We start from the raw sequence: 7,898 nt of genomic DNA, 5'->3' as shown, positions 1-7,898 counted from the left end.
TGTGGGGTGTGGGGTGTGGGGAGAATAAATAAAACTAATCTCCTATCTCCTGTCTCGGAGTCTCGGAGTCTCGGAGTCTCGGAGTCTCCCGATAACTGATAACTGATAACTGATAACTGATAACTGATTAAAGTACCATTTCTCTGGTGGCTTCTGCATCTATGGGTTTAATCAGATACAATCGCAGGAGATCCCCGACCATACCTAACTGTAAGGGTAACTTACGCAATGTTTTTAGCCATTGGGGAGCGATGCTTTCATCGATCGCTTTTAATTGTAAATTACGTTCGGCACAACGGTTTAAACGGGGGAAAAATTGGGGATGGTCCACATTTAAAATGGTGGGAAAAGCGCGAGCGGAGGTATTATTAGTCTGACGAATTACTTCTTGGTCAAAAGCGATCGCATCCATTCCTAAAGCATCATAAAAGTCTGAGCGTTCCCGTACAGTTAAACTATGGGTAGCAAAGACGGAAAGCAGGAAAAAACGACTCCATAATCTCGATCGCCAATTATTCCACAATTGCGGTTTAGCGCGCAGCAAGGTTTTAAAGATATCTCCGTGGCGATTTTCGTCCTGACACCAACTCTCGAAGTAATTAAAGAGAGGATTAAATTTATACTGGGGATGTTCTTCTAAATGACGATAAATGAGAATATAACGCCAATAACCGATTTTTTCGGAGAGATAGACTGTATAGAGAACCCATTCAAGGGGGAAAAAGGTGTAGGTACGGGTTTTGGTAATTTTGGCTAAATCGAGGGAAATATTAAAGTCAGCCATGGCTTTATTGAGAAATCCTGCATGGCGCGCCTCATCTCTAGCCATAAGATGAAATATCTCCCCTAACAAGGGATTACGGCTTTTTAGTTGTCGTGACAGTTCCTTAAATAACAAAAAGCCAGAAAATTCGGAGATACAGGAGCGTTCTAGGTAATCTATAAAGGCATTTCTGGTTTTTTCATCGAGATTATCTTGATAGTTCTCAAATCCTTGCTGACGTTCAAAGTGATGCCGGTTGTAATCTGTCCGCATCTCCTCTAACATCGCTTTGATTTCGGTTTCTTGCAGAGAAAGGTCAAAATTGGCGGCAGCCTCAAAATCAGTGGTGTAAAAACGAGGAGTGAGGATAGTTTCGCGTAGAACAGCTTTTTTCTGGGAGGGGGGTTCGACGGTAGTGACCATGATGGAAATTACTTGACTACATAGCTATATAGGATTTTAAACATAAATAGGTAAGCCAATGATAATTATTAAGTTTTATCAATATTTTGGGCAGTAGTGAGCAAGGGAATCAGACAAGTGAGCGAGCCGATTAGGGAAATAGGGAGTAGAATAGAAAGGTTGTGAGTCTATAACTATCGTTAAAATACTATGGCTTGTCCCAAGAAGAAAACCTCAAATGCCAAGCGCGACCAACGGAGAGCGCACTGGAGAAAGCAAGCAGCTCGGGAAGCGCAAAAAGCCTTATCTTTGGGTAAATCTGTTCTTTCTGGTCGTTCTAACAGCTTTGTCTATCCCACTAAAGAGGAAGAAGAAGGGGAAGACGAAGAATAACTTGATGGTGGGGAGTGAGGTATAGAAAACCTTTTCGCTCCCTAATATTTTAAGATTTGTTGAAAATTTTCGTTGCGAGTCTCAACTAATGTTAGGCAAATTCTTTAAAAAACCAGAATCTCCCGATCAAGACCGAGTTCCTCCGGGCCAATATCTCGCTAGTGGTTTTCCTGTGCTTACCTACGGGGATACTCCCCAAATCAAGACCGAGGAATGGTTATTCAAGGTTTGGGGAAAGGTGGCCACGACTAAAATTTTTAACTGGTCGGATTTTATGGCCCTACCGCAGTCGGAGTTTACCAAGGATTTTCACTGTGTCACCCGTTGGTCAAAATTAGATGTGACTTGGACGGGAGTTAAGGTATCGGATTTTATGACCTTAATTGACCTGCTGCCGGAAGCTACCCACGTCATGCAACACTGTTATGGCGGTTATACCACTAACCTGACCCTAGAGGAGTTCCTGCACGAGGATAATTTTTTCGCTTTTCAACTGTTTGGTCAACCTTTACCCCCCGACCACGGGGGTCCGCTGCGCTTAGTTGTTCCCCATCTCTACGCTTGGAAAAGTTCTAAATGGATTAATGGCTTAGAATTTCTCGATCGAGAGCAATCGGGTTTCTGGGAACGTAATGGCTACCATCGACGAGGTGATCCCTGGTTAGAGGAACGTTATAGCGGTTTTTAAGGATTTTTGGCTTAAAATCGGGTGAGATAAGCAATCAAGTCCAGTAATTCCTATCATTAAAACAAGCAAAAGTCAAGGGGTAAGCAACAAATTTTTACTCGATTGCGACTGGGTAATTATAATTGCCGAATTGCCTGATCACAATATTGAACATATCCTGCTAACCCCAATGCTTGAAATAATTTCCGCGCTTGAAGATATGCTTCTTTCGCTTCCGATATACGATCGAGTTTATAGTAGGTAAGTCCCAGATTAAACAGAGTCTTTGGTTCTCCTATGATATACTCCATTTCCTGAAAGATTTCTAAGGACTTTTGATAAAACTCGCTCGCTTTTTGGTATTCTCCTAGGGAACCGTAAACATTCCCCAAACCTAGATAGGAATAAGCTTCTCCTGTTATATCAGAGATTTCCCGTTTGATTGCTAAGGATTGTTGATGAAACTCGCTCGCTTTTTGGTATTCTCCTAGGGAATAGTAAACACTGCCTAAATTATTGTAGGAAGACGCTTCACCCCCTCGATCATCGATTTTCCGTGTGATTGCTAAAGACTGTTGATAAAACTCGCTCGCTTTTTGGTATTCTCCTAGGGAATAGTAAATACTGGCTAATGAGTCGAGACTCGCAACTAAATCAAGTTCTAGATTTAACTCTTTTTGTAAATCGATCGCTTTTTGATAATACTCGATCGCAAGCAGAAGTTCCTGACGATAATCTACCAATGGCAGATTTAATAAACGATGGTTATAAATCTTAGCTAAACTGGCATATAAACTCGCTAGTCTTGGCTCTTTTTTGCATTTATTTACCTCGATTTGCTCGATTAGTTCTAACAAGTCTTCCTTAGAGATTGAAGGAATATCTTTATCTATAGTAATTTCGTCAAAAGATTGTAAAATTGGTAAAAATTCCTGACAAGGTAAAAAGTTACTTGGAGGAGAAATAAAGCGAAAAACTCCTTTTCTCCAACTCCAAAAATCGGGGGACTTTTTGCGTAAATTTACTTCCACTGTGCTTGTTACCCAAAGAACAATGGAATAGGGAAATTCTCGCAATCCTTCCCTTGTCCATTGCAGATAACCAAAAAATTTATCTAGTTCCGATTTTTCCCGTTGCCATTTGATCGAGTGTAGTTTTTCCACTCCTGTGGTTGTGATCACAGCGTTTTTGCTTTGTAGTAACTCTGGTTTTCTGGAGACTAAACTAGCAATTGCTGCTCTTAAACTCGGTTCTTTTTGATCTAAATCAATCCGATAACAAGGGATTACTGGTTCTAATTCTTTGCTATAGCGATCGATGATTTCTTCTCGCAATTTTTCCTGATCACACACACAAATCAATATATTTAATCTCTCTTGATTTGCCTCTAGAGATACGATTAAACCTTCGTATTCTCTCTCATTTTGGTCGATAATTGAAGATGTTTCATCATTCATAATAAGTGGATAGGTGTTAAAAACTGTCAGATACCCCCATTTAGGGGTTCTTCGTTACTTGGTATGGTTCGATAGGGGGGCATAAATCGACTAAATCCTTATCTGGCAAGAGACTTAATTGATTAGTTCGCTCTAGATTGAAAACAATTGGCAAAAATCGAAGCAATGTCTTTCTATATAAGGGTTCCATCCCTTATAACCCCCGTCCATTGCATAACACAAACCGAAGAGCCCCATTAGGTAGGGTTGATTCATGAATCAACCCTACTATGAATCAACCCTACTATGAATCAACCCTACTATGAATCAACCCTACTATGAATCAACCCTAGGGGTTTGGGGGGTAGAACCCCCCAAAAGACTGGATTGATGACACAAACCTAAAAAGCACAGTTTTTAAACTGCACCGATCGAGGGATAATATAACCTTGATATTGACAATGGCGACTGATGAAAATTTTAATTATGGGTGGAACCCGATTTATCGGTGTTTCTTTGACTAAAGTGTTAGTAGAACAGGGTCATGAAGTAGTATTATTCAATCGTGGCAATAAACCCGCTCCGGTTGCCGGAGTACGACAGATTCATGGTGATCGCACTGATGCCTCACAACTTAAAGAAAAGCTTAAAAATGAAAGCTTTGAGGCAATTTTCGATAATAATGGCAGAGAATTAAGTGATACTCAGCCCCTCGTCCAAATTTTTAGGGACAGAATCCGGCATTTTGTCTATGTTAGCTCGGCGGGGGTTTATCTAAAATCCGACCAAATGCCCCATAAAGAAGGGGATAAACTAGATACCAAAAGTCGCCACAAGGGAAAACACGAGACAGAAAACTATTTAAGCGAGATGGGATTACCCTGGACTTCCATCCGTCCAGTCTATATCTACGGACCGCGCAACTATAATGACCTAGAAGCTTGGTTTTTTGACCGTTTGGTTCGTAATCGTCCTATTCCTATACCCAGTCATGGGGAACATTTTACCCAATTTGGTCACGTTGCCGATCTAGCTAAGGCCATGGCCGCAGTATTGGGTAATTCTCAGGCTATCGGTCAAGTGTATAATATTTCAGGCGATCGCTATGTAACTTTTAACGGTTTAGCAAAAGCTTGCGCGGCAGCCATGGGGAAAAATGCCGAGGAAATCGAGATTGTTAACTATAACCCCAAAAAATTTGACTTCGGCAAAAAGAAACCTTTCCCCCTGCGGGTTCAACATTTCTACGCTGATATTAATAAAGCTACCCGGGAGTTAAACTGGCAGCCTGAATATGATCTCGTCAGTGGTTTAACAGACTCCTTCCAGAATGATTATCTCGCTTCCGGTCGCGATCAACAAGAAATAGACTTGGCGATCGATGACCAGATCTTGGCAAACCAATAAAATTAATTTTCTGGTGGGGAGTTTTTTGCTGTGAGCAGTTATCAGTAAACAGTGAACTGATAACTGATAACTGATAACTGATAACTGATGCAGCCTTAACCGGTCATTGGACATTCCACCAACCGAAGGCCGGCCCGACAAAGCGAATAACCACCCAAACCCCGGCTAAAACTCCTATACCAATCCAGGCACCCCTAGTGGTTAACTTGTAAGCTTGGGCCGCTTGACTTTTGGTAATCGGTAGCCAAGGCAGGATATTTTCCTCCTGTCCATACTTATCACCCAGGGCCGATTGACGACGTTTTGATTCACCCATACTAATGTCAGTTATTAAGAGGTTTTTCTCTGATTGTATATCGAAAGACAACAGGCCACACCCAATCCTAGTCCCTGAAGGAGGGCGATCAAAACTGACGGCCGATGACTGACTATTATAGAATTAAAGGTTGCGACTGAAACGAGAATAATAATTATGGCAACCATTAACAGTAATTACTTAAAACTAAAAGCGGGTTATCTTTTCCCAGAAATTGCCCGACGAGTCCAAGCTTTTGCGGCAGCTAATCCCGATGCTAATATTATCCGTCTGGGGATTGGGGATGTCACCGAACCTTTGCCCCTAGCTTGTCGTGAGGCAATGATCAAAGCGGTGGAGGAAATGGGCGATCGCTCTAGCTTTAAGGGTTACGGGCCCGAACAGGGTTATGCTTGGTTAAGGGAAAAAATCGCCGTCCATGATTTTCAGGCTCGCGGTTGTGAGATAAGTGCCGATGAAATCTTTATTTCCGACGGTTCTAAGTGCGATACGGGCAATATTCTCGATATTTTTGGGGATAATAACTTGATCGCTGTTACTGACCCAGTATATCCCGTTTACGTTGATACTAACGTTATGGCCGGACACACGGGAGAGGTCAACGACCGCGGCGAATACGAGGGCTTAATTTATCTGCCAATTACCGCCGAAAATAACTTTACTGCCCAGATTCCGGCGGAAAAAGTCGATTTAATCTATCTCTGTTTTCCCAATAATCCCACCGGGGCCACCGCTACCAAAGAACACTTGACAGCTTGGGTTAATTATGCTAGGGCCAACGGATCGATTATCTTTTTTGATGCGGCCTACGAGGCCTTTGTCACCGATGCCAGTTTACCCCACTCCATCTACGAAATCGAGGGGGCGCGGCAATGTGCGATCGAATTTCGCTCTTTTTCTAAAAATGCCGGTTTTACCGGGACCCGTTGCGCTTTAACCGTGGTTCCCCAAAGTCTGATGGCCAAAGCGGCCGACGGCAGCGATGTGCAACTCTGGAAACTGTGGAATCGTCGGCAATCGACCAAATTTAACGGCGTTTCCTACATTGTCCAACGGGGGGCCGAGGCGGTTTATTCCCCAGAAGGACAAGCACAAGTAGAAGAACTTGTCAAGTTTTATTTACAAAATGCAACAATTATCCGAGAAAAATTAACCGCTGCCGGTTTAGAAGTCCATGGCGGCGTAAATGCGCCCTACGTTTGGGTAAAAACGCCCCAGGGTCTATCAAGTTGGGATTTCTTCGATAAACTGCTACATACCTGTAATGTGGTGGGGACCCCCGGATCTGGCTTTGGGGCCGCCGGAGAGGGTTATTTCCGGCTGTCGGCTTTTAATAGTCGTGCCAATGTCGAGGCCGCTATGGAGAGAATTATCGATAAATTTCAAGGCTAATGGTCAAAAGAGGGATGTTTGCGGAAGCATCCCCCAACAACCCCATCGGGAATTGATAGACTGTTGACATACTCACCGACAACGGCTCACCGATGCGACCCTTTTGGTTAGAATCCTTACAGGTAGAAAGATTAACGATCGCAATTGCTGGCCTACCGGCACATCTGCAAGGGATCAAGTTGGTGCAGTGGTCAGATCTGCACTGCGATGCACAGCATTTGCCTGTAGCTGTCCTGCAAGAAGCGATCGCCATTACTAATCAGGAAAAACCCGCTCTGATCTTCCTGACGGGGGATTTTATTACCGATAGTCCCCAGCCAATTTTTACCCTGGTAGATAGCATAAAAGCTCTCGAAAGTCAAGGGGGTATTTATGCTTGTTTAGGAAATCATGACAGTTATCTTCCCAACGCAAGGGAAACGGTCAGATCAGCCCTAACTAGCGTGGGAATTCGGGTACTCTGGAATGAAATCGCCACACCCTACGGCGAAAATTTTCCCATTGTCGGATTGGCCGATTATTGGTCTGGGGAATTTTTCCCGCAAATCCTCGAGCAAATTTCCCCCGATATACCCAGACTCGTCCTTTCCCATAATCCAGATACGGCCATGGTTTTAAAGGATTGGCGCGTGGATTTGCAGTTATCCGGTCATACCCACGGAGGTCAAGTGACTATCCCGGGTATGGGTTCCCTACCGATAGTTTTAGGGAAACTTAGGCGATCGCTGCCAGAACCCTATGGTCAATGGGTTCCCCTTCACCGGCAGTTTAGCAGAGTAGTCCGATACTGGCAATGGTCCGAGGGATTTCATCGAGTCGGGGAAAATCAATTATATGTGAATCGAGGCTTAGGAACCTATTTTCCCGGTCGTCTTTTTTGTCCCCCCGAAGTGACGGTAATTACTTTGATCAACGGCAGTCAGTCTTGAATCAGTGATCAGTGATCAGTCGTCAGATTTGAGTTTTTAGTGAACGGTATTAAATAGAAGTTTCCTAATGTCTTTTCACTGTTTACTTTTTTACTGATCCCTAATAAGCTGTTCGTAATTTAAATTGCTTGTTGAGACGAGGCAAGAGGCAAAAGGCAAGACCCCCCCGATGTCGGGGGGGCAAGGGGGGGGA

The 7,898-nt window shown here is 43.4% G+C and carries 8 protein-coding genes; 5 read left to right on the top strand and 3 right to left on the bottom strand.

Annotation, left to right across the window (positions count from 1 at the left end; translation table 11 throughout):
* Positions 1–127: 127 nt before the first annotated feature.
* A complete protein-coding gene (gene acsF, locus IQ242_RS11210) occupies positions 128–1,186 on the bottom strand; it encodes a magnesium-protoporphyrin IX monomethyl ester (oxidative) cyclase (protein WP_193960031.1) in 1,059 nt (352 codons plus the stop codon).
* A gap of 189 nt (positions 1,187–1,375) precedes the next feature.
* Here acsF and rpmF point away from each other — a divergent pair, with 189 nt between their 5' ends.
* Together rpmF and IQ242_RS11200 are read left to right on the top strand one after the other, a co-directional pair.
* Positions 1,376–1,558, top strand: a complete 183-nt coding sequence (gene rpmF / locus IQ242_RS11205; RefSeq protein WP_002742494.1) for a 50S ribosomal protein L32 — start codon at positions 1,376–1,378, stop codon at positions 1,556–1,558.
* Positions 1,559–1,646: 88 nt separating this feature from the next.
* Positions 1,647–2,246 carry a sulfite oxidase-like oxidoreductase gene (locus IQ242_RS11200; RefSeq protein ID WP_193960030.1) on the top strand — a complete coding sequence of 200 codons (600 nt, stop codon included), beginning with the start codon at positions 1,647–1,649 and terminating at the stop codon, positions 2,244–2,246.
* A gap of 116 nt (positions 2,247–2,362) precedes the next feature.
* Here the strand turns inward: IQ242_RS11200 and IQ242_RS11195 are convergent, their stop codons facing one another.
* Positions 2,363–3,682 carry a tetratricopeptide repeat protein gene (locus IQ242_RS11195; protein ID WP_193960029.1) on the bottom strand — a complete coding sequence of 440 codons (1,320 nt, stop codon included), beginning with the start codon at positions 3,680–3,682 and terminating at the stop codon, positions 2,363–2,365.
* A gap of 450 nt (positions 3,683–4,132) precedes the next feature.
* Between IQ242_RS11195 and IQ242_RS11190 the strand changes: the two genes are divergently transcribed.
* Positions 4,133–5,068: an NAD-dependent epimerase/dehydratase family protein gene (locus IQ242_RS11190; RefSeq protein ID WP_193960028.1), complete on the top strand. Its 936-nt coding sequence runs from the start codon at positions 4,133–4,135 to the stop codon at positions 5,066–5,068.
* A 103-nt stretch (positions 5,069–5,171) separates the two neighbouring features.
* Here the strand turns inward: IQ242_RS11190 and IQ242_RS11185 are convergent, their stop codons facing one another.
* Positions 5,172–5,384, bottom strand: a complete 213-nt coding sequence (locus tag IQ242_RS11185) for a DUF2839 domain-containing protein (protein ID WP_002737353.1) — start codon at positions 5,382–5,384, stop codon at positions 5,172–5,174.
* A 156-nt stretch (positions 5,385–5,540) separates the two neighbouring features.
* On the opposite strand from IQ242_RS11185, the gene IQ242_RS11180 reads away from it, so the two are divergent.
* On the top strand, positions 5,541–6,776 hold the full coding sequence (locus tag IQ242_RS11180; RefSeq protein ID WP_193960027.1) for an LL-diaminopimelate aminotransferase: 1,236 nt from the start codon (positions 5,541–5,543) through the stop codon (positions 6,774–6,776).
* Positions 6,777–6,868: 92 nt separating this feature from the next.
* Positions 6,869–7,705: a metallophosphoesterase gene (locus tag IQ242_RS11175; protein ID WP_193960026.1), complete on the top strand. Its 837-nt coding sequence runs from the start codon at positions 6,869–6,871 to the stop codon at positions 7,703–7,705.
* The last annotated feature ends 193 nt before the right edge of the window (positions 7,706–7,898 follow it).

The organism is Microcystis sp. LEGE 08355, assembly GCF_015207185.1.
Taxonomy (GTDB): Bacteria; Cyanobacteriota; Cyanobacteriia; order Cyanobacteriales; family Microcystaceae; genus Microcystis; species Microcystis panniformis.
Note: the sequence above shows the minus strand (reverse complement) of the source record. Positions and strands in the feature narration are given on the sequence as shown.